This window comes from Bacillus sp. NP247 (genome assembly GCF_018966865.1).
GTDB lineage: Bacteria > Bacillota > Bacilli > Bacillales > Bacillaceae_G > Bacillus_A.
The window spans coordinates 2,220,214-2,245,055 of sequence record NZ_CP076653.1; the positions used below are offsets into that span (position 1 = coordinate 2,220,214).

The window sequence follows — 24,842 nt, forward strand, 5'->3', positions numbered from 1 at the left end:
TTAATAAATCATTTTTTTATGCATTTCGTACATATATGTTCCAACATGTAATACCCAAACGAACGAAATCATAATGACCATAAAGAAATCTTTTCCATCTAAAATTGCATATGCAATCGCCGCCAACCACGCACAAGCAAGTGTCATATTTGTATATTGATATGCCTTATATCCCGCTTCATGAACAATTTGCTTTTGCCCTTCATCTGCATTCTTTGCCCACATTTCCATTGACTGAGAATACGTAACACTCTGTTCTGGATATAGAGCGTTATACCTTTTCCTCATTACAGATCCTAACCAAGTTATAGCAATAAAGCACACTGTAGATACCACAATACTTACACTAACAAAGAGCAAGTTCCCCTCACTTGTATACGTTCTATAAAAAGCGATAACTGAGCAAACAAACCATGATGGAATAATAATTTCCATTACTCGAAAATAAATAATCGCTATCCCTAATCTTCGTCCCTTAACATTTTCTTCTTCATCTTTCGTTTGTGCGAGCGCTCTTGTACGCTTCCAAATATAATACATAACCGCTATGCCAAATACACTTATCATAACAACGCTAATAACAGGAGATATTTTGCTAGTACCCGCTGTTGCAATATCCCCTACTACATACCCTATAAACCCACCAAAAATTGCTCCTACTAACAACTTCAATATAGCCGTCATTTTCCCATTCCCCTTACTCCCCATCTCCATCTCCATCTTCCCCCTCCACTAACGTAAATATTTCCTCCACCGGTACATTGAAAATGTGTGCGATTTTTAACGACAATACAATAGATGGTGCATAATCCCCGCGTTCAATTAAACTAATGGTTTGCCGTGATGAGCCAATCGCTTTCCCTAAATCCCCTTGTGATAAACGATGCTTTGCTCGAAATTCCCTCACTCGATTTTGAAGCTTCATGTCTTCCCTCTTTTTCATTTATTTAATTAAAATTGTAAATAATATCCTTATATTTGTCAATTATAATTGTCATTTTGACATTAATAATTGTCAGGTAATCTATATAATAAATATGGAATATTAAGCATATGAGAAGACAATAGCTTATTAACATAGATTGGAACATAAAATAAAAAAGGCAGTGCTTTTGCACTGCCTCCCTAATTTCTGACATAGAATGGATTCCATATTAACTTGCGTTTTGTAACAGTACTCGTTTTAACTGTTTGCGGAAACGAATGCTCAGCGTGATTACTACAATTACAACTACTCCAAAGATAATTTTACCGATATTATCTTCCAGTACTCCAAAAATATCATGTAAGTTACCACCTAGCCAGTAGCCACCAATTAAGAAGAATGATACCCAGAATAAAGCCCCTGAATAAATTGTAATCGCAAAGCGACGGAATGGTAAATTGATGATTCCTGCAAAGTATCCTGTAAAATGGCGTACACCAGGAATAAAGAAACCGATAAAGATCAGGAAGTACCCATACTTATCAAACCACATTCTTGTTAAGTCGATTTTTCTTTGTGTTAAAAATACGTATTTCCCATATTTTTGAATGAAAGGCATACCTAATTTATTTCCTAAAAAGTATTGAATCGTCATTCCTACACTCGTCCCAATAAAGGATAGAATAATTAAAATCGGTAAACTTAAATCACCCTTCTGTGCTAAAAACCCCGCATATGCTAATGTTGGCTCTCCCGGAAACGGAAGTGCAATATATTCTAACAGCAAACCTACAAGTACTACATAATACCCGTATTGCTGAAATAATTCATGAACCCATTCCATGTCATCTCCCCTTTCATTCACGTACAACTTGTTACTATTATTGTATAAAAAAATTGTCGAAATAACTATCACAATAGCTTACATTTTTATTACATTTTTGTAAGGCTCACACTAAAGGTTTCTGTTCTTTATTTGCTTATACTCATTATCATTTTAAAATGAGCTAAAAACTATATACCGTACGGAATATAACCATTAATATACATTTTTTATCCAGTTTTTAACACTTGTAAATCACCTTATTTTGTTCTCTATAAAAAACCATAACAAACTCATACTAACTTCATATTAGCTTCATATACGTATTGTAAGATTATATCGGAATTTGTTGAAAAATTTAACTAATATATGACTAAGCATTAAACTGAATAAATATAAGTCGTTTTTCGAAATTGAAAAAAGGGTGAATACAAATGGAAGCTTATAAAATGCACGATTTTATTAATACAAATGTTGAATCTCATCAAAATGAAAACGTTTTTAATTTACACATATGTGAAACAAATGAATTTGACGTAAGTTTAACAAAATCTACAACACTATCTTTTATCGTTTCAAAAAAGAACATTAAGATCGTCACGAGAAAATGGATCAATTCAAATCAAGAAAGCATGATTGGCAAAAGCTACATCATTCCAACGAAAGCTTTTCACTATTTCTTACCTATTATTTCTGAAACTGAAGATGAACTAAAGATTCAAGTTCAAAGTTTTGGACTACATGGTGAGCTTTTATTAAATGAAAGATTACTTATTGATAAAAACAACAAACACAATACAAAAATTACTACCTTCTTTGAAACATTAGATGAAAATATAAATCAAGCATTACGAGGATTACAAATTCATTGTATGTAAGACTACTACAATAAGTAAAAGGAGAATATAATGAAAAAACTATTATTAAGTGCGCTATTATCATTAGGATTTTTAACTCTTCCATTCACTACTGCAGAAGCAGCTACAACGAAAGATCAGCTTATCGTAAACACACAAATAAATAAAATGGATTATTATCAAGATGGAAAATTCATAAAAAGTTTCACTGTCGCTACTGGAAAAGTAGCAACACCTACACCTAAAGGCACTTTTCAAATCGTAAATAAAATTAAAGACCGTCCTTACTATACAGGAAAAATTAAAGGCGGCGATCCACGTAATCCACTTGGAGACCGCTGGCTCGGATTAAATATGGCAGGAACTTACGGAACAACGTATGCGATTCATGGAACTAACAATAATCAAGCAATCGGAAAAGCGACAACACTTGGTTGTATTCGTATGTATAACAATGATATACACTGGTTATTTGAGCGTATTCAGCAGCAAGCTACTGTCACTGTAAAATAACCTAAGAACACGATTTACGTGTAGCCAAGAATTTTATATCTTGGCTTATTTTATTTATTCAATTACAGTAGCAAAACAACTGTATTTACATATATAATGAGAATAGATTGTGTCAAATAACATCAAAACATTGATAAACATGGATATTAAAATTATACAGTTATAATATTTTATAAATTTTACATTACATACTATAATAGAACTACTGTGATTCTGAAATATTCAGTTTCGCTAAACAACTCCCCTTGCTACTTTCATGATTATTTTATAGCGGGGGCTTATTATATGTATAAGCAATCTGAGACATTCAAAAATGATGAATTCGAATATTGCAGTAAAAAGCGTTATTTAGGAGGTGTTACTATGACGCATATACTGGTGATTGAAGACAACCCAGATATACAAGAACTGATTCGTGAATTTCTAATGGCACAAAGCTTTACCGTTGATGTCGTTGGCGCTGGAACAGAAGGTATACTGCTTTTCCAAAAAAATTCATACGATCTTGTCCTCCTTGATGTGATGTTACCAGATATAGATGGCTATAGTATTTGTAAAATTATGCGAGGACAGTCTGATGTACCGATCATTATGTTAACAGGCTTACATAATGAAGAAAGTGAAATTAAAGGATTTGAATTAGGTATTGATGACTATATTACGAAACCGTTCCATTACACCGTATTTATTAAACGTGTAGAAGCTGTATTAAGAAGGGCAGCAACGAAGGAAGCAGAAACTGCAACTATACTACAATTCCGTGAATTGATTTTAAATTCTACAGCATATGCCGCTTATGTTCATGGTAATCAAATTGAATTAACAACAAAGGAATTTGAAATTATTTATACTTTACTGCAAAATCGGGGAAAAGTATTATCAAGAAGTGATTTGCTGAATAAGGTATGGGGCTATGAACATTATGGTGATGTAAGAGTTATAGATACACATATTAAAAACTTAAGAAAAAAACTAGGGATTCCTTATATTAAAACGGTGAAAGGCATTGGCTACAAAATCGAATCGTAGCACAGACAACATCACCAAAAATATTTTCATCAAAACCTTATTATTTTGTATTCTTTTATCACTTTGTCTTTATCAAATTATTTATTTTCTAGCTTCAAACTACGATAAAGAACGTTTTGCAAAAGAAAATGGAGCGCTGTCTACAGAACAAGCGGATTCAGACAAACAAAACGACCAAAGTAAAACGAATCAAAGTAAGGCTGTTTCAGAGAGTATGATTTCCAATTTCCAACCTTCTATTATAGATTATAAAGCACTCTCTACAGCCATAAATCACCTTTTGCAGCCTAGCCAAACTGCAAAAGCAAAAGAACATACCCAAAATATTGCGGGGAAAAACAGCACTTCTGCTCCACTTACAGAAACGGAAAAGCAAGTCGCTACTAATGATGCCTTGCATAAACAAAATGCAGAAAATAACACAAATGATACACAAGATTATCCAAAATTAGCAGATGCACTGCAGCAATTAGCTCCACATATTGGTGCAACAATGCTTGCATTATCGTTACTCGGATCTTTAATTTATACAAAACTAATTGCCAAACCTTTTCAATTTATGAGCGATGCTTTAAAAGATATTATGAATCTTGATTTCTCAGATAAAAAGGCGCTGAACAAAAATACAGATCAAACAGATTTTAATTTGCAAGTAGCTGCTTCACAAGTACCAAATATTGTGAAGAATTTACATGAAAGCAATCAAGATTTAAGAAATGAGCTCAAGAAGGAACAACAGTTAGAACAATCTCGTAAAGAATTTATGTCTATGGTATCCCATGAATTAAAAACACCAATCGCGGCAGTTATGGGACAACTCGATGGCATGATTCACGGAATTGGTGCTTATAAAGATAGAGATAAATATTTAAAGCGCTCCTATGAGATGATGCAAGATATTAACATATTAACGGAAAAGATGTCAGAATTATCCAAAATACAAAACCCTCAATTTAAACCGAATTTAGAAGTTATTTCATTAACTACTATTATTGAGGATGTTATGAAAAAAGTAGATTACTTTGTATCTGTAAAGCAATTAAATGTTCAATCTAACATTAAGCAAGATGTACAAATCTTAGCTGATCCTACATTTATTCAAACTGCTATTTTTAACATTATTTCAAATGCAATTCATTATACAATTGACCATCAGCATGTCTATATAAAGCTTTATGAAAAGCCAAACGGTTATGCATTAGAAGTATTAAATACAGGTTCACAAATTGATGAGGATAAACTTGCCCATTTATTTGAGCCATTCTATCGTGCAAACCCTGGCAAACACGGATTAGTACAAGGTAGTGGCCTTGGGCTATATATTGTAAAACAAATATTAGATAAACATCAGTTTCCTTATGGGATACAAAACACACCTCAAGGTGTAAAATGTTCTATTGTATTCCCAAAAGCAATGTAAAAAACCTACTACAATTTCATACCCCAAATTCATACTTCGTATGAATGGCGGAATTTTGTAGAGTCTCTTACTCTGTTTCGTTCGCCCGTTATCCTTATTAGGATAACGGGCGTTTTTTATTATTTTTAAGGAGGATTTTTATGGAGAAATTTAAGTATTCATTACTCGTTTTACTCGGAGCTTGTAGCTACGGCGTACTTTCAACTATTTTCAAACTCGGATTCATTGACGGATTTTCAGCACATCAACTATTAGGAGGGCAATATGTCTTCGGATGGATTGGACTACTTCTACTCGTTCTTTTCTTTTCACGCCATAAAGTAACAAAAAAGCAATTCCTTTCATTACTAACAGTCGGAACAACGATGAGTATGACTGGGATTTTCTACGCTATTTCTGTAGAAGAACTACCGGCATCTATCGCTGTCGTCTTACTATTCCAGTTCACGTGGATTGGTGTCGTTATCGAAGCAATTGCAAATCGAACATTTCCAAGCCGTGAGAAAGTTATATCTATTATTATTTTATTTACTGGTACATTGTTTGCTGGTGGTGTCTTTGACGGACTCGGACAAAGTTTTTCCACGAAAGGTATTATCTTTGGACTATTAGCTGCTGTCTCTTTTTCATTCTATGTTTTTGCAAGTGGGCGCGTTGCTACAGATGTTCCGCCTTATACAAAAAGCTTTCTCATGACAACAAGCGCTACTCTTATCGTATGCCTATTCTTCCCGCCAACTTTTTTAACAGACGGTGCCCTGCATGCCGGTCTATGGAAATATGCTTTCTTCCTCGGATTATTCGGCGTTGTTGTACCTGTCATTTGTTTTTCAATCGGTGTTCCGAAAGTTGGAATAGGACTTGGCACTATTTTAGGTGCAGCTGAATTACCAACGGCTATTATCGCTTCTATTACACTTGTTCATGAAGTTGTATCGCTAATGCAGTGGATTGGGATTGTAGTTATATTACTTGGTATTTTCACACCACAACTACTTACTGCTAGGAAAGAAAAAAAACATAATCGTGTGCATAGTGCGTGAAAACATAAATTGCGTATAAATGTAAATGAAGTTAAAATACGGTATGCATTTAAATCGATTCGGAGGTATAAATGACTATTTTAAGCATCATGTTTTTTGTTATTATGTGTATCTTCTTCCTAATAAGATATATGAAAGAAAAGAAGTTTTACGATTTGCTTCTCATTCCTATTTGCATATATGCAGGAGCAGTGAAAACTCCATTAGTAGAGTACCTAAACTTTAATACTACCTTCAAAATAACATATGATATTGCAGCTATTATTCTCGTAATCCTTGCTGTACTTTTCTTTTTAAAAGATAAGAAAGAAAATCCTACTGCATAACAAAAGACCTTTCATCATTTGAAAGGTCTTTTTCTCTATCTCACTTTACCGCTCCATATAGCTTCTCTATCTCATGCTCAATTTGTTTTATATCGATTCGTTCAAATAATGGCTGCACGCTATCAATTCTATTCGGCAACGTATTTTGAGGTTCCCAATTTCGTTTAACAATCGACAATGTGTTCCGAACTCTTTCACTTGAAAATGGTAGAAACGGTTCAAGGAGATTTGCAAAATTAGCGATAAGATAAACACAATTACAAATTGTTTCCTCACATGAAACTGGGTCCTCTTCTCTTTGTTTCCAAGGTTGCTTTTCATCAAAATATTTATTTGCAAAACGTACTGCATCAAATATTGTCTCTAACGCCACTTTAAATTTAGTTTGCTCAATCGATTTCCCTACATTTATATATAATCCTTCTACTTTATCTTTCAGCTCTACATTAATAGTGCCTTTCGGTACAATGCCATCATAATATTTTTCAATAAACTTTAATGTCCGATTCACAAAATTCCCGTATGCGCCTAATAGTTCACTATTATGACTGTAAATGAATTCACGCCATGAAAAATCAGTATCACGATTTTCTGGTGCATTTACTGTTAAAAAGTAACGAATAGAATCTGGATTATAGCGTTCCAATATATCAGGTACCCATACTGCCCAGTTTTTACTTGTCGATAACTTTCTTTTTTCTACTGTTAAATACTCATTCGAAACGATATGACGCGGGATCGCTTCTTCTCCTATTCCAAGTAATACCGCTGGCCAAATAATTGAATGAAACGGAATATTATCCTTACCATGTACATAATACGTTTTCGCATCTCTATCCCAAAACTCTTGATCCGCTTTCTCTGCTTCTTCAGCCCAGTGTTTACTCGCTGAATAATACCCTGTCACCGCTTCAATCCATACGTAAATTTTCTTATCTTCATATCCTTCCAAAGGAATTGGTACCCCAATTGGTAAATCACGTGATACTGCCCTATCTTGTAATCCTTCCTTTAAATATCTCTCTGTTAATTGAATTGCATTGTCGCGCCATGCCCCTTTCTGCTTTGCAATTTCTACAGCCGCTTTAATTTGTTGTTGAAATTTATGCAATGCAAAATAGAAATGCTCTGTTTCCTGTACTGATGGCGTACTACCGCATAACTTGCATTTCTTTTCTAACAAATCGAGTGGATCTAAAATAGCGGAACAAGCATCACATTGATCGCCCCTCGCTGCTTCATGGCAATGCGGACATATACCTTCTACATATCGATCCGGTAAAAATTGCGTACACGTTTCGCAATAAGCCTGTTCAACGACTTTTTTATAAATATAACCTTCTTCTAATAGACGTAAAAAGACTTTTTGCACAGTTTCATGATGATGCTCACTATCTGTACGTGTATAGTAATCATACGTAAAACCGAGATTATGAAAACATCGCTCGAATTCTTCATGATATTGATCAGCTATTTTCTTTACTGTAACCCCTTCTTGTTTTGCTCTAATTGCAATCGGTGTTCCATTACAATCACTTCCTGAAACATACAACACATTCTCACCTTTTGCCCTGTAATAACGTGCTAAAATATCTCCTGGTAACAAACTAGCAATATGCCCAAGATGTAACGAACCATTTGCATACGGCCAAGCGCCTCCAATAAAAATACTCATCCTATATTCCTCCTTTAAAATATAAAAAGCCCCGCCCTTATCTTAAAAAAGATAAGGGCGGGGCTGTATAAACAGTCGCGGTACCACCTTATTTCGCCAATTACTCACATAATCAGCCTTAACAAGTACGGAGCTATATGCTCTTATACTGTGGTTTTGATAACGAGTACCAACTCTCGTCGCCGCCTACTATTATCATTTAATAAGTTCAGGACGAAGCTCAAAGGCCATTGTTCAAATGAATATTCTTGCTTCTTCTCAGCTACCGAAGCTCTCTGGAAAGAATGATTCCATTCTACTTTTCCTTTTCAACGCTTTTATGTATAACACGTATTTTACGACTTAATAACAGAAAAATCAAACTCCAATTCAAAAAAACAGGAAATCCCACTCATTCACCGAATAACTATATGTTCACAAAAGGAGTGATAAGATTGAATCAAAAGCAACTAAGCACGATAAATGAAAAAAGCTGGAACGCAGCTGCTTATGAAGCTTGGACAAATCGCCACGGGGCTCCAGAGGATTATGCGAAAAAGCTCATGGAAAATCCTATGCGCGAGATAGATCATTATTTACCCTACATACAATCTCCAAAAGGGAAACGTATTATTAATTTACTCGGATCAAAAGGCAACAAAGCCGTTGCTCTTGCTCTTTTAGGAGCCGATGTAACAGTTGTAGACATTTCAGCAAGTAATGCTAAATATGCAAATGAACTAGCAGAAGCTGCTGGCGTCTCTATTCAATATATCGTTTCCGATGTACTAGATTTAAATCTATCTCAATCATTTGATATCGTGTTACTGGAACTTGGCGTGCTCCATTACTTTTTAGACTTAAAGCCACTCTTTCATATAATCTCTCACTTACTAAAGCAAGATGGGACCTTTATACTACGTGACTATCATCCCGTTTATACAAAATTATTAGGAGTAGATCACCCATCCTTTCGAGCAAATGGAAATTATTTCGATGAAGAACTTATTGAAGATGACGTAGCTTATAGTACTCTCCTTACGGAATCACAGAAATACGCTTTACCGAGAACAAAAATTAGGCGCTGGACACTAGGAGAAATTATTACAGCAATGGCGGAAACAAATTTCAAAGTTGAAAAATTGATTGAGGAACACGGATCTCATCAAAAGTGGGTCTTCCCTTCTACTGTACCCGAAGGAATTGAAGAGCGTATACCCGGTCTATATACATTAATTGCGACAACATGCAAAAAAGGATCCCTTCACGGATAGGATCCTTTTTTTGCATGCTTACGCATATAAGTTGAGGTTGGAGATTACCATAATTCTGTAGAATAGGACACAAGATATTTCAACATTCGTCTCTGACTTACGTCGTCAAAAAGGGGTATGACCAACATAACGAAGAGTAATGTTACAGTTGATAGTGATAATCGTTATCAACTAATTAGAAGTATACATGATGTTATTTCTAATTACAATAGTATTTTTTATTTTTATTTAAGAATTTTTGATATATAAATGTATACATTTTAAGAACATTTACCCATACTCATCTGCCCCCTTTCCATTATCTGCTATAATTTTCATTGAACAGATTAATAACTTCGTAATAATGGATTTATTAATTCCGTTCTTAATATCCATAAATTAAGATAATAAGTTTATTAAAGGTAGGGATAACGATGAAATATGTCAGTATTCGAAAAAAACTACTCTTCACACTCTTAAGCATTTGTTCCTTATTTAGCATTGCTCTCATTATTATTCTTACATTCGCTACGAACCAAGCAAGTGAAATTGAAACATTAAAAAACGATGTATCGAAAAGAGCAACCATTTTAAAAGAACGTGGTGATTGGTTTCAAGCACAAGTTGCTGGCTTACAAGAATATTTACTATCGCATGATCAAAAAGGGTTGGATAAATTCAACCGTGAAGGAAAGAAATTAGCTGATACTAGGGAACAAGTAACAAGTGATAAAAAACTCCCTGAAGGAATGAAAGAGGCCATTTTAATGGGTGCGAAATGGCGAAGCGTCATAGATAATGAGGTTCTCCCCCTTGCGCGTGAAGGAAAATGGGACGAAGCATCCAAAATTGCTTTAGCTCAAACAGATTACGTAAATGACCTTTTAAGTCGTTTTACTAAATACGCAAATGAAGAGAATGAAAAACGTGACACATTAATTGCTGATGTTCAATCTTCATCATCTCTTATCCAATATATTATTTTCTTCTCACTCATTACATGCACATTAACATCTATTTTATTAGCATGGTGGTTCTCTGGTAAACTTGTTAAACCTATTCGACAAATTGATGCGAAATTAAAAGAATTAGCTTCTCAAGATGGCGATTTGACTGCGAGATTGCACGTAACTAGTAAAGATGAAATCGGTGATATTGCACATTCCTTTAATCAAATGCTCACCAACTTACAACGTATAATAAAGCAAGTTCAACAAACATCAACAAGCGTAAAAGAAGCTTCAGAAAATATGTTTATCGAAACGACTGCATCTATGGATACTACCGCACACATCCAAGCAACTATGAATACACTTGATCATAATATTCGTTCACAAGTGTCTAGCATCGAAGAAAGCTCAACGGCAATGGACGATATGGCAACAAGTGTTCAGCGTATTGCAGAATCTGCCTCTTCTGTTGCTGGATTGGCTGTTACGACTTCTGAAAAAGCAGATGATGGAAATAAAGTCATTGAGAAATCTATTACACAAATGCATACAATTAACGAAGCTGTTAACGCTACATCACAAGTGGTAGAGCGACTCATTACACATACAAATCATATTGATACTGCTCTTCAATCCATTTCTAACGTTGCAGAACAAACGAATCTACTTGCTTTAAACGCTTCTATTGAAGCTGCCCGCGCTGGTGAACATGGTAAAGGATTCGCTGTTGTCGCTGATGAAGTTCGTAAACTTGCGGAACAATCTCAGCTAGCTGCAACCGACATTAACCATTTACTTCATCAAATTCAAGAGGATACGAAAATAGCCAATGAAATGATGACACAAGGACAATCAGAAGCTTCACAAGGAATCACAATCATTCGTACGGCTGGCTCTTCATTCTCAGCAATTGTTAACCACGTTAATAAAGTCTCTGCACAGATGCAAGAAATGTCTGCAACTGCTGAAGAAATGGCCGCAAGTTCTGAGGAAATGAATGCCGCTTTAAATAATATCGCTTCTATTTCAAACGAAGTTGCCGCTGAAACGACACAGACAGCACATTCAGCTGGTGGCCAAGTAAGTGTAATGAAAGACATTGCTACAAAGTCATCAGAAATGAAAACTGCAGTACAAGAACTCGAAGTTCACGTTTCTCATTTCAAAACAAATGCATAATAGTAAAAAAGAGGGATTTGTTTTTTTAGCCCCTCTTTTTTACTTAAAAATATATCTTTCTCTCTCCCACTCTGTCTGCTATAATTCCTAAAGGAAATAAGAAAGCTTTATTCCAACTTTAAATTGGAATAAGGCTTTCTCTTAAATTGTTATATAAGATAATCCTAATACTCAAATTTCACAAAGGAGGTTTTTTAATCATATGAATTTTATTAGCATTCGAAAAAAATTAATGTTCATGATGGGAACGATTTGCGCTTTATTTGGCATTGCCTTAGCTTTTATTCTATTCTTCGCTATTGATCAGACTCGTAAAGCTGAAGCATTGCAAAAAGAAATTTCTCCTCTTGCAACAGAGTTAAAAGAACGTGGAGACGCTTATCAAGTACAACTTTCTGCTTTAAGAGGTTATTTACTGCAACATGATCAAGTCGAATTAGACAAGTTTCATGAAATGAGTAAACGTCTTGAGGATTCAAAAGATAAGCTTCTTTCTAATCCTAATATTTCTCAGCAAGTAAAAGATACAATGCAATTAGGTTCTACATGGAGACAATTTATTGATGATAAAGTTGTTACTCTTGCGAAAGAACAAAAATGGGAAGAAGCATTACAAGTTGCTTCTAAAGAAAATGGTACGGTTTATAAAGTTATTGGTGATTTCACAAACTATAGCAACGAACAAGCTAAGTTACGTGATCAATCCATTGAAAAAATTGACCAATCATCACTACTAATTGAATACGTTGTATTCTTATCACTTGTTATATGTATTGTCGTTGCATTTATTCTTGCATGGTGGTTCTCTGGTAAACTTGTAAAACCAATTCAGCAAATTGATACTAAACTAAAAGAGTTATCTTCCCAAGAGGGTGACCTAACAGCTCGTCTACAAGTAAATAGCAATGACGAGATCGGTGCAATTGCAACATCATTTAATAAAGTGTTAGAAAACCTACAACATATCATTAATCGTGTTCAAAAAACTTCTGTGGAAGTACAAAATGCTTCTGAAAACATGCTAGAAAAGACCAATACATCGCTTGATGCGACACTAAAAGTTCAAAGCTCGATGTCCAATTTAAATGCAAGCATTCAATCGCAAACTTCTAGTATGGAGGAAAGCTCGACTGCAATGGATGATATGGCAATGAGTGTTCAGCGTATTGCTGAATCAGCTTCTTCTGTAGCTGAACTTGCTGTAGCTACAGAAGAACATGCTAACGATGGAAGTACTGTAATCCAAAAATCCATTTCACAAATGACCACGATACATGAAGCTGTGAATGCTACATCAGAAGTAGTCGAACGTCTCATCACTCACACAAAATATATTGATACAGCTGTACAATCTATTTCTAATATCGCTGAACAAACAAATCTACTTGCATTAAATGCTTCTATTGAAGCTGCTCGTGCCGGCGAACAAGGAAAAGGATTTGCTGTCGTAGCTGATGAAGTTCGTAAACTTGCTGAACAATCAAAAACAGCGGCAAAGGATATTAACCAATTGCTGCAGCAAATTCAAAATGACACAAAAACTGCTAGCTCTATGATGTCTCAAGGTCGTTCCGAAGCATTTGAAGGTATTAACGTCATCCGTGATGCCGGCTCTTCTTTCACAACAATCGTTGGTCAAGTGAATAAAGTGTCTACTCAAATGCAAGACATATCAGCAACTGCTGAAGAAATGGCCGCAAGTGCTGAAGAAATGAATGCTTCACTTAATAACATCGCTTCAATTTCTAATGAAGTTTCAAGTGAGACTGCCGCAACAGCACAATCTGCTGGGAAGAAAGTCCTTGTTATGAATGAAATGACAAAAACTGCAAAAGAAATGAAACAAACAGTAGAAGAATTAGATCAACTCGTATCTCATTTTAAAACTGAATAGCTTTTTTAAAAATATTCCTCTTCCAAGAGGAATATTTTTTTTGAGCTCATTTCCTGCACTTTATACATATATCCGTTATAATGAGAATCGATATCATTAATATTTAGGGGGTGCTACACATGTCACAACAAGCATTTGAAGAAAAGTTATATGCGAACTTAGAAGCTGTTATTGACCCTGAATTAGGTGTTGATATTATCAATCTTGGATTAGTTTATGACGTTACAGTGGATGAAAATAATAATGCTGTCATTACAATGACGATGACTTCTATCGGTTGTCCAATGGCTGGCCAAATCGTATCCGACGTTAAGAAAGTATTATCAACGAACGTACCTGAAGTAAATGAAATAGAAGTAAACGTTGTATGGAATCCACCATGGTCGAAAGAACGTATGTCACGTATGGCAAAAATCGCATTAGGTATTCGTGATTAAATAAGGAAAAGACCTGACAATCCAGTCAGGTCTTTTTTCTCTTATTATTTTACGCCTACAGCGTCATAAGCTTTCGTTACAGCTTGAACAGCTTTAGAGTTTTTACCATATAAATCTTCCGCTGATTGAATTGCTGCTTGACGCATCATTTTAAAGTCAGAGTTTGCAGTTAAATATTTAGTAAGAGCACGGTAGTAAATTTTTTCTGTTGCTTCACGGCCAACACCAACAACTTTCACACCGTAATGAGTGCCGCCCTCAGATACTAAATATGCTGCTTTATTATTGATGCTACTGTTAATATGAACGCCGCCATTATCAGCTGTTCCAGTATAACGCTTATTGTAATGATCTGGGTAACCTTCACCAGGTTTTAATGGATTCGGAATAGATGCTGGATCTTTCAGAGATCGAAGTGCATCTCCAGGTTTACCAGGTGTATAAATATCAGCACCTAAATCCCAGCTCTTCTTCTCAACCATGACACCCATAATGTCAGATAACGATTCATTTAACGCTCCTGGCTCATCTTTATAAACAAGATTTGCTGTATGTTCAGTTACAGCATGCGTTAATTCGTGACCGATAACATCTAGTCCAGCAGATAATGGAATGAATGTCTTACCATCGCCATCACCATACATCATCTGAACACCGTTCCAAGCTGCGTTATTCCACTTCTCACCTACGTGAACAGTAGAAATAAGTCTCGCACCTTTATCATCGAAAGAGTTACGGTTAAATGTCTTTTTATAGTAATCATATACTTTTCCTGCATTCACATGCGCATCAACTGCCGCTTTATCTTCGAAGAACTTAGATTTACTTGTAATTTCTTCTCCTGTATATCCAAGAATTTGTGAGAATAAATTAAACCAGTTTTCATCCATATTCTCTGCATCAAATGTATGGACACCTTGTCCTCGTGTACCATCAAATAAGTTGAACGCTCCTGTTTTCGTATCTTGAGCAATTTCAAATGATTGTCTAGCCCCTAATACTCCGTAACCAAATCCAGTAATGTTATCTACAGCATTATATTTCTCAATAACATTTCCATTTGTTGCATCAACAAAGTAATGCCAATATCCTGGAGCTGGTTTTGAAACCGATGCTTTTACAAGATATGCAAGATAGTATTGACCATCTTTTTCATACACATATAAATCTTTTTTCACACCATCATAATTCTTTACTTTACCAATTTCTTTCTCAATATCAGCTTTTGCGATCGTTTCTGCTTGTTCCGCACTAATACTTGCAGATGCAGGAATATTTTTATCTTCTAAATTCGGAATAACTTGTCCGAAAAATGCTTTTACATTATTCTCTTTATCAAGCGTAACCGTTTGATCTGAGCCATACACAGGAATGTTATTATGCTTCTCAACTAACTTCACATGTGTTGTACCAGATTCAGCATCTTTTTCTTCGCCAACGACATTAAAATGTTTATCAATATTTCCTGCTAGTTTAAACATATCTTTCTTGCTCTCTAAATATTGAAATACTGTCTCTTTTTTATCTAGACCTTCTGGTGCTTTCCACTCTTCACCTATGTAAGCTGGTGTTTTAAACTCTTGGTGATACTGGATTTTTTGCTCTTCCGCTTGTGTTTTTGTTGCTCCAAACGCCCCAAATCCCCCAATAATAACGGATAACGCTAATGCTGATGAAACTGCTTGCTTTTTCAATCTAACACTCCCCATTTCCCTAAAAGTTTTTAACACCTTTATAATATTCTGAATATTCCTCCTAATACCTTTTTCCAAAAATTGAGAAAGTTTTTTCTGATAATTCAACGTATAAAAAAGAGGACATCTTTTTTCGATGTCCTCTTTCCTCTAACTTTTCATCCTGTTATTCATATACTGAAAAATCACCACAAATTAAAATCTTGTTTTATCCCGCATTAACTGCCAGTAAAAGCCCGATTGGTGTGGGATGAATACCTCTCCACTGATTAAAGTTTCACTTTATTATATTTTCATTTCAATTGCTAAATAGTGAGATTTCTCTTTCGCTTGAATTTGAACATCCTCTCCTACAGCCTCCGCTGCATCACGCATTACAAGTGTTTCACCGTTTATAACGCTGCTACCTTCAATTTGTACAAGGTATAATTGACGTCCTTCTTTAACAGGAAAATGAATTTCTTTACCAGCCTCTAATGATAAAGAATATAAATTTGCATCTTGGTGAATATGAATTGGTGCATCGCCTTCTACTGGGGAAACCATATGGAACCACTCATTTTCACGTTTACTCCAATCAAATTTAAACTCACCATAGTTCGGCTTATGACCATCGCGGTCTGGTAAAATCCAAATTTGCAATAAACGTAATGTTTCATTTCCTAAGTTATGCTCACTGTGAAATACACCAGTACCTGCACTCATATATTGAACATGCCCACGCTCAATTGTCCCTCGGTTCCCCATACTATCTTCATGTGTTAATTCACCATCTATAACGTAAGAGATAATCTCCATATCACGGTGCGGATGCATATCAAAACCAGTTTGTGCCGCTATTAAATCATCATTCATAACACGCACTGCTCCAAAATTCATATTGTTTGGATTATAATAATTTGCAAAGGAAAAATGAAAATGTGTATTTAACCAACCGTGATTTGCTCTTCCCATATTTTTATGATCAACTTTTCTAAACATATCCTTCACCTCATATTATCTCGAAATCGAGATAATTATTTTTAATTTTATCACTGCAACTTCTTCAGTAATTCTAATAATTGTTTTTGTTCTTTTCTATTTAACTTACCAAATTGCTCTGCTTGAAATGTTTCTTGCGGCGGGACTATTTCTTCATATAGAACCTTTCCCTTTTCTGTTAATGAAATATATTTCGTGGTACCTTCTTGTTCACGCTGAATCCAATCTAGTTGCTCCATCTTATTTAAAAGCTGCGTAACATTTCCTTTCGTAACAAACAACTTATTTCCAAGCTCTTGCTGCGTTAAACGATCGTGTCCTCCAGTTTGAACTAATACATCAAACTGAGCGGCAGATACATTCCACTTTTTCAAATGCTGATTTGTCTCACGAATACTTCTATTATAAAAGCGTGATAAACGAAACCATAATAGTAATCCTAGTCTATCTTCGATTTTCATTCCATCACCTCGCTCGTTTAATACTATTAGTTTAGGACTAAACTTTATAAAAGTCAATAACTTACTTATAGTAAGCGTCAAAGAAAGCACAGCGCTATTTCTCCACTATGCTTTACATCAATTTTCTATTTTTATATTCATCTAATTTCCTCTCCGCGAACTTCCTCGCATCTTTCTCAATCCATCTCTCTTCGTATGATTCACTTCCAACATACAATACTTCTCTCTTATGCTGCATCGCATGGCGAAATTCATGCAAAAGTGTTTTAAGCACTTGCTCATACTCTTCCCACATACAAACGAAAATTAATTGTTTTTCTTTATGATAAAAACCACCTACCGGGAATAAAAATTCCTCTTCTTCTTCTCCTAATGATAAAAGTACATGATTCGCATCACACGTATCACAAAAAATAACTGGCGTTTTACACGCTTCAATCAGTGAAAACAAATCATCTCTTAGCCTTTTGGCATCCCAAGGAAGCTCCGAATCCAACACATACCAATTCTCAACTTGTTGATATACATTTTGAAACTGGAGTTCCATTTCTTTTTATTCCCCTTTCCAAGCTCTCTTTTTCTATATGTATGCCACAATATGGTAAATATTAAACGTACTCTTTGCCCCTTTGAAAAATGACAATAAAAAAAGGAACCTATGTCGGCATAGATTCCTTTTCCGTAATCACTTTTTTTTCATCATTTTTTTGAGCACAAAATAACCAAGTGCGCAAACAATAGCAGCAAGTGCAAAATATTTCACATATGGCCCAGCTACTTTATTAATACTTTCCCACTCTGTTCCTAATTTAAAGCCTAAATATACAAACACAATTGACCATGGAATAACAGCTAGTGTAGTTAGCGTAATAAACTTAGCATGTGACATTTTTGCAATACCCGCTGGTATGGAAATAGCATGACGCACAACAGGAATAAAGCGCGCGGTAAAGATAACACCAGTTCCGTAACGATTAAACCACGCTTCAGCATAATCAATATGTTTCTTCTGAATCAAAATATATTTTCCATATCGCTCTAGAACAGGTCTTCCTCCGTATCGACCAATCCAATAAATAAATAATTGTGCGATTACACCCCCAATTGTACCGAACGCAACAGCACCCCAAAATGTAATACTTCCTGCCGATACTAAATATCCTGCATAAGACAATACGATTTCACTTGGAATAACTTCTAACATCAGTCCAAGCATAATTCCCCAATAACCAAGTCCTTCTAAAAAAACTAAAACTGAATGAATCAACTCTCCTAACATCATTTACCTCTCTTTACTGTTTTCATTGCCAAAAATAAAAGTACAAGCGGTAAATATCTTGTACTTTTATTTTTAAAAATTTAGTTTGCCTTCGTATCCCACTTAAATATTTTATTTAATAATTTATATACATTTTTCGACTCTTTCGTAAGAAGTGGACCTAAAATCGATAGTATAAGCACGTATAGTGCTGAGAATGGTTTCAATACTGACATTAAACCACCGGCGATACCGATATTAGCCATAATGATGGAGAACTCTCCTCTTGAAACGATTGTTAATCCAATATTTGTTGATGCTTTATGAGATAATCCAGCTTGTCTTCCTGCAATCATCCCTGCAACAAAGTTTCCGACGATTGTAAGAAGGACAGCACCTAACGTTAACCATATCGCCCCGCCTAATGAAAACGGATCGATACTTAATCCGAAACTGAAGAAGAAAATAGCTCCGAAAAAGTCTCTAAATGGAACAACGAGATGTTCAATTCTGTCACTATGCTCTGTCTCAGAGAAAACTAATCCTAAAAGAAGTGCTCCAATTGCTTCGGCAACGTGAATTGTTTCCGAGAAACCTGCAATAAAGAATAACGAAGCAAATACTACAATAATGAAAATTTCATCTGAACTAATATTGAGCAATCTATTTAATAACGGCGTAGCCTTTCTAGCCACAATAAAGAATAGAAGCATGTATCCTAAAGCAATTCCAATTGAAGTAAGGGCACCTAAGAAGGAAGCATGATCCCCAAGTACTAAGCCTGAAACTACTGATAAATATACAGCAAGGAATATATCTTCAAACATAATAATTCCTAATATTAATTCGGTCTCATTATTACCAGTTCTTCTTAAATCCACTAACACTTTAGCAACGATGGCACTAGAAGAAATCGTAATAATACCCGCAATAATTAAGATTTCAAGTAAAGGGAAGCCCATTATAAATCCGTATAATAATCCAAGTGAAAAGTTAATTAAAATATAAATCGTTCCGCCAATCGCAATAGAACGTCCAGATTTAATTAGTTTTTTCATCGAAAACTCCAGGCCTAGATAGAACAGAAGGAAGAGAACTCCAATCCTTCCAAGGAAGGAAATTACACTTGCACTTTCAATAAATTTGAGATCGATAACACCTATTGTCGGCGCATGCGGTCCTACTAACATGCCAAGAACAATTAGAAAAGGTATTACTGAGAATTTAAACTTTCCAGCGATTACTGCCGCAATTGCTACTAAAACTAAAGCTGTACCAACTTCAAAAATTAAAGTATCCATCTAGTCAGTCCCCCTATTCGAAAGTAACTCATTAATAATTTTTTTAATTTCTTCTCTCTCACCCGAAACTACAAGCATATCGCCTTCTTCAATTACTGTTTCTGGTCCTGGATTAAATAGCTTTTTCATATTCTTTTTCATAACTGCAATGATCGTTACGCTATATGTTTTTCTTATTTCAAGATCACCAATTGTTTTTCCAATTACTGGCGCTGCATTCTCCACTTTGAACCACTCAATTGCTAAACCTTCAAAGACCATCTCAACATTTTCTAATGCCCGAGGTTTATATACCATCCCACCTAATATTGCTGCAATTTGTCTTGCCTCTGAGTCACGTAATGAAATACTTGAGATGCTTTCTTCATGGTCTGAATCAAAATGATACATTTCTCTACGCCCATCATCATGAATGACAATCACCATCTTTTCGTTACCTTTCGTAACGATTTGAAATTTGTAACCAATACCCGGAAGTTCACTTTCTCTAATATTCATATTTAGCTCCTCCACAACGATTTTTATTTGAATTTTCTGTTTTTCCGTCTTTTATTCATCAAATCAATTTTAGAAATTCTAACCATTCAGGATACCTGTGATTTGGAAATCTTTTATTGTAATAATAAGTGGCTCCTAAAAAGATACTTAAAGATGTAATGATAAAAAATAAATTACTTCTCATTTTCAAACTCTTAAGGCTTACTTTCAATAAAGATTCTTCTTTCAAATTATCCCCTCTTTTTCGCTTTAAATTTAGTTTTTTAAAATGTAAATAATTCTAAAAATATTACGATGTAACTTAACCATAACATAAAGTACAATTAAGTAACATGTTTTTTTAGAAAATTTGATTCTGATATATTTTTTGCATATACTTTTCTTATTATGAAAAAAAGGAAGTGTATTATATGGTTGATATCTTTAGCAGATCCCTTGAGGTAACGAATAATATTCTGTGGTCATATATTCTTATTGCAATGTTAATCGGCTTCGGTCTTTATTTCTCTTTTAAAATGAAATTTGTCCAAATTACTCATTTCCGTGAGATGGTCAGTTTAATTAGTAAAGGATTCAATCGAAAAGAAAAGAAAAAAGATAGCATCTCTCCATTCCAAGCATTTTGCTTAAGTGCGGCAGCCCGCATTGGTATCGGGAACTTAGCTGGTGTAGCATTAGCAATTTCTATGGGTGGACCTGGCGCAGTATTTTGGATGTGGTTTATCGCGATTCTCGGAGCAGCTACTAGTTTTGTAGAATGTACGCTTGCACAAATTTATAAAGTAAAAGATGGAAGCAGATTCCGTGGGGGCCCAGCATATTACATGGAAAAAGGATTAAATAAACGCTGGATGGGTATCTGGTTTTCACTTCTAATTACAGTTGCATACGGATTAATCTTCAACTCAGTACAAGCAAATACAGTAACTATAGCGTTTGAAAATGCTTTTGGACTAGAACGAACTATCGTAGGAGCTGTTTTAGCTTTATTAGTTGCGGTAATTATTTTTGGTGGTATTAAAAGCATTTCACGTATTACAGAAATGATTGTTCCTCCAATGGCAATCATTTATATCGGAGTAGCTGTTTTTGTCGTTATTAACAACTTCAATATGTTACCAAGCATTTTTACAGAAATATTTAACAGTGCATTCGGTTTAGACCAAGCCCTCGCTGGTGGTATTGGAGCAGCAATCAAGTTCGGAATTCAGCGCGGTTTATTCGCAACAGAAGCTGGTATGGGTAGCTCTCCTAATGCAGCAGCAACATCAGATGTATCTCACCCTGTAAAACAAGGACTTGTTCAAGCATTAGGTGTTTTCGTAGATACATTCTTAGTATGTACATCAACAGCGTTTATCGTATTATGTTCTGGACTTTACAAAGGATCGAATTTAGAAGGTATTGAATTAACACAACAAGCATTAAGTTCACAAATTGGACCGTGGGCAAGCACTTTCTTAGCGATTATTATTTTCCTATTCGCTTTCAGTTCTTTACTAGGAAACTACTATTATGGTGAAACAAATATCGCATTCATTAAAGAAAGCAAAACATGGTTACTGATTTATCGTGTTGCAGTTGTCGGAATGGTGTTCTTCGGATCTATCGCTGCACTTCAAACGGTTTGGAGTTTAGCTGATTTCTTTATGGGACTAATGGTATTTACAAACTTAATTGCCATCTCATTCCTTAGCAAGTTCGCCTATGCGGCATTAGTAGACTATATAAAGCAAAAGAAACAAGGAAAAGATCCTGTTTTCATTGCAAGTTCTATCCCTGGCTTAAAGAATACAGAATGTTGGGATGGACAGGATGTAGAAGAAAAGAGACAAGCTGTGTAATAACTAAAAGCAGAAGCGGCTCGTTCAGAACAAGAGGGTGTTGGAACTCCTGATTCCGAGGCGCTTTTTGCCTCGAATGAAGGCGTGAAACAACCGACTGTTCTAGCCGCTGGAGCTAGATATCAACAAAAATCCCTATTACTTCACAGTAATAGGGATTTTTGTTTACAACAGTTCATAATTTGTTCAAATTAATTCCAGCAAAAGGGTTGATTTATACAAATTACTAGATTATAATAATTATAAATTAGTAATTGATATAACATAACAACTCAAAAGGAGATTGATCATAATGAACAAACAAGTAATCGAAGCATTAAACAAACAAGTAGCAAACTGGAGCGTTTTATTTACAAAACTACACAACTTCCATTGGTACGTAAAAGGACCTCAATTCTTCACATTACACGAGAAATTCGAAGAACTTTACACAGAATCAGCTACTCACATCGATGAAATTGCAGAACGCATCTTAGCAATTGGCGGTAAACCAGTAGCAACAATGAAAGAGTACTTAGAACTATCTTCTATTCAAGAAGCAGCTTACGGAGAAACTGCAGAAGGAATGGTCGAATCAATTATGAAAGACTACGAAATGATGCTAAGTGAACTGAAAAAAGGCATGGAAATCGCTCAAGACTCTGACGATGAAATGACATCTGACCTACTACTAGGCATCTACACAGAACTAGAAAAACACGCTTGGATGCTACGTGCGTTCTTGAATCAATAATATATTTTAAAGCGAAAGCGGCTCGTTCAGAACAGGAGGGTGTTGGAACTCCTGATTACGAGGCGCTTTTTGCCTCGAATGAAGGAGTGAAACAACCGACTGTTCTAGCCGCTGGAGCTGGATATTATGTAAAAGCGAAAGCGGCTCGCTCAGAACAGGAGGGCATTGGAGCTCCTGACGAAGAGGCGCTTTTTGCCTCGAATGAAGGAGTGAAACAACCGACTGTTCTAGCCGCTGGAGCTGGATATTATGTAAAAGCGGAAGCGGCTCGTTCAGAGTCGCTTTTTTCTATGAGGTTGCCACACATGAAAGTACATGAAATTATATCAGCAATTTTTCAATTATATCGACCGCAACTCGAATTATATCGGCGATTTTTTCATTATATCGACTTACCGACAAAACACGACAATATTAGCGCGCCCTTTCCCTACTTTTATCAATATATTACAATCTCTTTTATGTTAAAATATAGGAAACACCCTTTAGTAATTAGATCCAAAAAAGCTTTTCCAAGTTCATCATTTACGACTTAAATGACGGGAGTGGTTCAGTTGAAAGACTACTTAATTAGAGCATTTTTTGCGTTAATAACAGTTGGGATTCTCTTACTCATAGCTAATATTTTCAACATACGTGTCGAGGTTAAAGACTATGCTTTCCTCGTTGTTGTAGCAATTGGTGGCGGCTGGGGTGGCTGGTACCTGTATAAAAAACAAAGTAATCAAAGTGATAAAGGCATTCCAAAGTAATATGGAATGCCTTCTTTTATTTCCGTCTATAATAAATAATAAAATTCAAACCACTGATACAATCAATTGCTATAAACAAACAAAACGATTGTGGATCTCCACCTAGACTATACTCATCAACGATAAATCCAGACATAAACAATGTTATCGCTGAAACACCGACACACATTATCGAAATAAACCAAAGCGAAAATTCATTAATCAGCTCTTTCTTCTGTCTTAAAACGATTAGCATAACAAGAATAGACGTTGCTAAAATACTTTTAAAAACAGGACGTAAATACACAAACTCCTCCATCTATTTCTCCTTTTTGAAAACATTATATTTTAACATTAATATATTTGACTATATTAAAAACACATGCCTTTTTACGAAAAAAAAGACATGTGTTTCTATAAATCGCTATAAAAATGTACTATGATAATTGCTTCCACTTCGTCCCCAAGACAGGACGCTCGTAATTTTGGATTTCATGAATTAGTTTATCTGCCGTCTCAGCGGAAACGATTAACTCTTTATTCGATGGATTCATAAAGCCTTCTTCTGCTGCCCGTTCAACCATTTGTAAAATTGGTCCGTAAAAGTCTTTTATGTTCAATAAACCAACCGGCTTATTATGTATACCAATTTGTGACCAACATACAACTTCAAATAGCTCTTCAAACGTTCCATATCCGCCTGGTAATGCAATGAAAGCATCCGCAAGCTCTGCCATTTTCGCCTTGCGCTCATGCATTGTTTCTACTTCAATTAATTCTGTTAATCCTGTATGTACGATTTCTCCTCGAAATAGACCGCGCGGCATAACACCTGTTACACGTCCACCTAAACGAAGAACTTCGTTTGCTACTTCTCCCATTAATCCAACGCATGAACCACCGTATACGAGCTCATAGTCGTTCTCAACAAACATTTTGCCTAATTCCATTGCCTGCTCTTTAAATTCTGGTCTCTCCCCTAAATTGGAACCTGCAAACACACAAATCTTTCTCATTCCTACACCCCGAAACTATATA

At 35.3% G+C, this 24,842-nt stretch carries 27 protein-coding genes and 1 other annotated feature; of the genes, 14 read left to right on the top strand and 13 right to left on the bottom strand.

Annotation, left to right across the window (positions count from 1 at the left end; all coding sequences use genetic code 11):
• The 3 genes from KPL75_RS11850 to KPL75_RS11860 form a co-directional block, all read right to left on the bottom strand.
• Entirely contained in the window at positions 1 to 714 is a 714-nt protein-coding gene (locus KPL75_RS11850) for a DUF3169 family protein (protein ID WP_219921101.1), read from the bottom strand.
• The gene (locus tag KPL75_RS11855; RefSeq protein ID WP_219920773.1) at positions 698 to 925 is read right to left on the bottom strand and encodes a helix-turn-helix transcriptional regulator; all 228 of its coding nucleotides are present in this window, start codon (positions 923 to 925) and stop codon (positions 698 to 700) included. The genes KPL75_RS11850 and KPL75_RS11855 overlap by 17 nt, the downstream gene beginning before the upstream one ends.
• Positions 926 to 1,154: 229 nt before the next feature.
• On the bottom strand, positions 1,155 to 1,769 hold the full coding sequence (locus tag KPL75_RS11860; protein ID WP_219920774.1) for a DedA family protein: 615 nt from the start codon (positions 1,767 to 1,769) through the stop codon (positions 1,155 to 1,157).
• A 413-nt stretch (positions 1,770 to 2,182) separates the two neighbouring features.
• Between KPL75_RS11860 and KPL75_RS11865 the strand changes: the two genes are divergently transcribed.
• The 6 genes from KPL75_RS11865 (at position 2,183) to KPL75_RS11890 (ending at position 6,936) form a co-directional block, all read left to right on the top strand.
• The gene (locus tag KPL75_RS11865; protein ID WP_002145010.1) at positions 2,183 to 2,626 is read left to right on the top strand and encodes a DUF3978 family protein; all 444 of its coding nucleotides are present in this window, start codon (positions 2,183 to 2,185) and stop codon (positions 2,624 to 2,626) included.
• A gap of 30 nt (positions 2,627 to 2,656) precedes the next feature.
• Positions 2,657 to 3,118, top strand: coding sequence for a L,D-transpeptidase (locus tag KPL75_RS11870; RefSeq protein ID WP_219920775.1), 462 nt, complete (start codon positions 2,657 to 2,659; stop codon positions 3,116 to 3,118).
• A 363-nt stretch (positions 3,119 to 3,481) separates the two neighbouring features.
• Positions 3,482 to 4,147 (top strand): response regulator transcription factor, encoded by a 666-nt coding sequence (locus KPL75_RS11875; RefSeq protein WP_219921102.1) that lies wholly within the window; start codon positions 3,482 to 3,484, stop codon positions 4,145 to 4,147.
• Entirely contained in the window at positions 4,125 to 5,567 is a 1,443-nt protein-coding gene (locus KPL75_RS11880) for a sensor histidine kinase (protein ID WP_219920776.1), read from the top strand. The genes KPL75_RS11875 and KPL75_RS11880 overlap by 23 nt, the downstream gene beginning before the upstream one ends.
• A 140-nt stretch (positions 5,568 to 5,707) precedes the next feature.
• Entirely contained in the window at positions 5,708 to 6,610 is a 903-nt protein-coding gene (locus tag KPL75_RS11885; protein WP_219920777.1) for an EamA family transporter, read from the top strand.
• A gap of 71 nt (positions 6,611 to 6,681) precedes the next feature.
• Positions 6,682 to 6,936 carry a hypothetical protein gene (locus tag KPL75_RS11890; RefSeq protein WP_219920778.1) on the top strand — a complete coding sequence of 85 codons (255 nt, stop codon included), beginning with the start codon at positions 6,682 to 6,684 and terminating at the stop codon, positions 6,934 to 6,936.
• Positions 6,937 to 6,976: 40 nt separating this feature from the next.
• Here KPL75_RS11890 and metG read toward each other — a convergent pair whose 3' ends face one another.
• Positions 6,977 to 8,611, bottom strand: coding sequence for a methionine--tRNA ligase (metG, locus tag KPL75_RS11895; RefSeq protein WP_219920779.1), 1,635 nt, complete (start codon positions 8,609 to 8,611; stop codon positions 6,977 to 6,979).
• 50 nt (positions 8,612 to 8,661) lie between these two features.
• Positions 8,662 to 8,932, bottom strand: a binding site (T-box leader).
• Between the two features lie 113 nt (positions 8,933 to 9,045).
• On the opposite strand from metG, the gene KPL75_RS11900 reads away from it, so the two are divergent.
• The 4 genes from KPL75_RS11900 (at position 9,046) to KPL75_RS11915 (ending at position 14,303) form a co-directional block, all read left to right on the top strand.
• Positions 9,046 to 9,864 carry a class I SAM-dependent methyltransferase gene (locus KPL75_RS11900; RefSeq protein WP_219920780.1) on the top strand — a complete coding sequence of 273 codons (819 nt, stop codon included), beginning with the start codon at positions 9,046 to 9,048 and terminating at the stop codon, positions 9,862 to 9,864.
• A 413-nt stretch (positions 9,865 to 10,277) separates the two neighbouring features.
• Entirely contained in the window at positions 10,278 to 11,972 is a 1,695-nt protein-coding gene (locus KPL75_RS11905) for a methyl-accepting chemotaxis protein (protein WP_219920781.1), read from the top strand.
• 202 nt (positions 11,973 to 12,174) lie between these two features.
• Positions 12,175 to 13,866, top strand: a complete 1,692-nt coding sequence (locus KPL75_RS11910) for a methyl-accepting chemotaxis protein (RefSeq protein WP_219920782.1) — start codon at positions 12,175 to 12,177, stop codon at positions 13,864 to 13,866.
• Between the two features lie 119 nt (positions 13,867 to 13,985).
• On the top strand, positions 13,986 to 14,303 hold the full coding sequence (locus tag KPL75_RS11915) for a metal-sulfur cluster assembly factor (protein WP_219920783.1): 318 nt from the start codon (positions 13,986 to 13,988) through the stop codon (positions 14,301 to 14,303).
• Between the two features lie 44 nt (positions 14,304 to 14,347).
• Here the strand turns inward: KPL75_RS11915 and KPL75_RS11920 are convergent, their stop codons facing one another.
• The 7 genes from KPL75_RS11920 to KPL75_RS11950 form a co-directional block, all read right to left on the bottom strand.
• Positions 14,348 to 15,997, bottom strand: coding sequence for a M4 family metallopeptidase (locus tag KPL75_RS11920; protein WP_219920784.1), 1,650 nt, complete (start codon positions 15,995 to 15,997; stop codon positions 14,348 to 14,350).
• 285 nt (positions 15,998 to 16,282) lie between these two features.
• On the bottom strand, positions 16,283 to 16,978 hold the full coding sequence (locus tag KPL75_RS11925) for a pirin family protein (RefSeq protein WP_219920785.1): 696 nt from the start codon (positions 16,976 to 16,978) through the stop codon (positions 16,283 to 16,285).
• A 50-nt stretch (positions 16,979 to 17,028) separates the two neighbouring features.
• Entirely contained in the window at positions 17,029 to 17,439 is a 411-nt protein-coding gene (locus KPL75_RS11930) for a MarR family winged helix-turn-helix transcriptional regulator (RefSeq protein ID WP_219920786.1), read from the bottom strand.
• A 112-nt stretch (positions 17,440 to 17,551) separates the two neighbouring features.
• Complete coding sequence (locus KPL75_RS11935) at positions 17,552 to 17,986, bottom strand: DUF3920 family protein (RefSeq protein ID WP_219920787.1); 435 nt, start codon at positions 17,984 to 17,986, stop codon at positions 17,552 to 17,554.
• 138 nt (positions 17,987 to 18,124) lie between these two features.
• Positions 18,125 to 18,718 carry an undecaprenyl phosphate transporter UptA gene (locus KPL75_RS11940; protein WP_219920788.1) on the bottom strand — a complete coding sequence of 198 codons (594 nt, stop codon included), beginning with the start codon at positions 18,716 to 18,718 and terminating at the stop codon, positions 18,125 to 18,127.
• An 80-nt stretch (positions 18,719 to 18,798) separates the two neighbouring features.
• Positions 18,799 to 19,998, bottom strand: coding sequence for a cation:proton antiporter (locus KPL75_RS11945; protein ID WP_002068109.1), 1,200 nt, complete (start codon positions 19,996 to 19,998; stop codon positions 18,799 to 18,801).
• Positions 19,999 to 20,496, bottom strand: a complete 498-nt coding sequence (locus KPL75_RS11950; protein ID WP_219920789.1) for a cation:proton antiporter regulatory subunit — start codon at positions 20,494 to 20,496, stop codon at positions 19,999 to 20,001.
• 410 nt (positions 20,497 to 20,906) lie between these two features.
• Here KPL75_RS11950 and KPL75_RS11955 point away from each other — a divergent pair, with 410 nt between their 5' ends.
• The 4 genes from KPL75_RS11955 (at position 20,907) to KPL75_RS11970 (ending at position 23,825) form a co-directional block, all read left to right on the top strand.
• Complete coding sequence (locus KPL75_RS11955; RefSeq protein ID WP_219920790.1) at positions 20,907 to 22,340, top strand: alanine/glycine:cation symporter family protein; 1,434 nt, start codon at positions 20,907 to 20,909, stop codon at positions 22,338 to 22,340.
• Between the two features lie 292 nt (positions 22,341 to 22,632).
• Positions 22,633 to 23,073: a Dps family protein gene (locus KPL75_RS11960; protein WP_219920791.1), complete on the top strand. Its 441-nt coding sequence runs from the start codon at positions 22,633 to 22,635 to the stop codon at positions 23,071 to 23,073.
• On the top strand, positions 23,043 to 23,609 hold the full coding sequence (locus tag KPL75_RS11965; RefSeq protein WP_219921186.1) for a hypothetical protein: 567 nt from the start codon (positions 23,043 to 23,045) through the stop codon (positions 23,607 to 23,609). The genes KPL75_RS11960 and KPL75_RS11965 overlap by 31 nt, the downstream gene beginning before the upstream one ends.
• Before the next feature lie 18 nt (positions 23,610 to 23,627).
• Positions 23,628 to 23,825 (top strand): hypothetical protein, encoded by a 198-nt coding sequence (locus KPL75_RS11970; protein WP_000656314.1) that lies wholly within the window; start codon positions 23,628 to 23,630, stop codon positions 23,823 to 23,825.
• Between the two features lie 16 nt (positions 23,826 to 23,841).
• On the opposite strand, the gene KPL75_RS11975 is transcribed toward KPL75_RS11970, so the two are convergent.
• Positions 23,842 to 24,123: a hypothetical protein gene (locus KPL75_RS11975; protein ID WP_219920792.1), complete on the bottom strand. Its 282-nt coding sequence runs from the start codon at positions 24,121 to 24,123 to the stop codon at positions 23,842 to 23,844.
• A gap of 118 nt (positions 24,124 to 24,241) precedes the next feature.
• Complete coding sequence (locus tag KPL75_RS11980) at positions 24,242 to 24,805, bottom strand: LOG family protein (protein WP_002144990.1); 564 nt, start codon at positions 24,803 to 24,805, stop codon at positions 24,242 to 24,244.
• Between the last annotated feature and the right edge of the window lie 37 nt (positions 24,806 to 24,842).